This is a genomic window from Pseudomonas sp. BAY1663, assembly GCF_000582595.1.
GTDB lineage: Bacteria > Pseudomonadota > Gammaproteobacteria > Pseudomonadales > Pseudomonadaceae > Stutzerimonas > Stutzerimonas stutzeri_AF.
In genome coordinates, this window is sequence record NZ_AZSV01000197.1 from 1 (window position 1) to 1,183 (window position 1,183).

General features: G+C 59.8%; 1 protein-coding gene. It reads left to right on the top strand.

Going from position 1 to position 1,183, the window contains the following annotated elements; translation table 11 throughout:
• The first annotated feature begins 55 nt into the window (after positions 1–55).
• Positions 56–1,036, top strand: a complete 981-nt coding sequence (locus BAY1663_RS22745) for an IS5 family transposase (protein WP_037045410.1) — start codon at positions 56–58, stop codon at positions 1,034–1,036.
• The last annotated feature ends 147 nt before the right edge of the window (positions 1,037–1,183 follow it).

A 1,183-nucleotide genomic window follows, 5' to 3' on the forward strand; every position in this document is an offset into this window, starting at 1 on the left:
AAGAAGACTTCCCGTTTCTGATGAAATACGCCACTCCCGTTGCCCGAGTTTTCCGATGAAGCAGATGACCTTCGCCGACGCCGAGTACGCCGGCAAGCGCAAGCAGACCCGCAAGGAGTTGTTCCTGATCGAGATGGATCAGGTGGTGCCGTGGAAGGGCTTGATCGCCCTGATCGAGCCGCATTACCCGAAGGGCGAAGGCGGTCGTCCGGCATACCCGTTGATGGCGATGCTGCGCGTGCATCTGCTGCAGAACTGGTTCGGCTACAGCGATCCGGCGATGGAGGAAGCGCTCTATGAGACCACGATCTTGCGCCAGTTCGCCGGCCTGAGCCTGGAGCGTATTCCCGACGAAACCACCATCCTCAACTTCCGCCGCCTGCTGGAGAAGCATGAGTTGGCGGCGGGGATTCTGGCGGTGATCAATGGCTACCTGGGTGACCGGGGCCTGTCGCTGCGCCAGGGCACCATCGTCGATGCCACGCTGATCCATGCGCCGAGTTCGACCAAGAACCAGGACGGCAAGCGCGACCCGGAAATGCACCAGACCAAGAAGGGCAACCAGTATTACTTCGGCGCGAAAGCCCACATCGGTGCCGACGAAGACTCGGGCCTGGTGCACAGCGTGGTGGTGACCGCCGCCAATGTCGCGGACATCACCCAGGTCGACAAACTGCTGCACGGCGAGGAAAACGTGGTGTGCGCGGACGCTGGCTACACCGGAGTCGAAAAGCGCCCTGAACATGAAGGCCGCCCAGTCATCTGGCAGATCGCGGCTCGGCGCAGCACCTACAAGAAGCATGGCAAGCACAGTGCCTTGTACAAAGCGATCCGCAAGGTCGAGAAAGCCAAGGCTCAGGTGCGGGCGAAAGTTGAGCATCCATTCCGAGTGATCAAGCGGCAGTTTGGCTACACCAAGGTGCGCTTCCGTGGATTGGCCAAGAATGCTGCGCAAATGATGACGCTGTTTGCCCTGTCGAATCTGTGGATGGCCCGCCGACATTTGCTGTCGACCACAGGAGAGGTGCGTCTGTGATGCGGGAAATGGCCGCCGCGAGGTCCTCGCCGCAGCTGAAAGCACCGAAATGAGCGAGTGTCCGCTCAATTTTGATCGGCTCGCCTCTTTCAAAATCGGCGGTGGCTGAAGTCAGCCAGAAATGCATGGCTATTTCAGACCATCCTA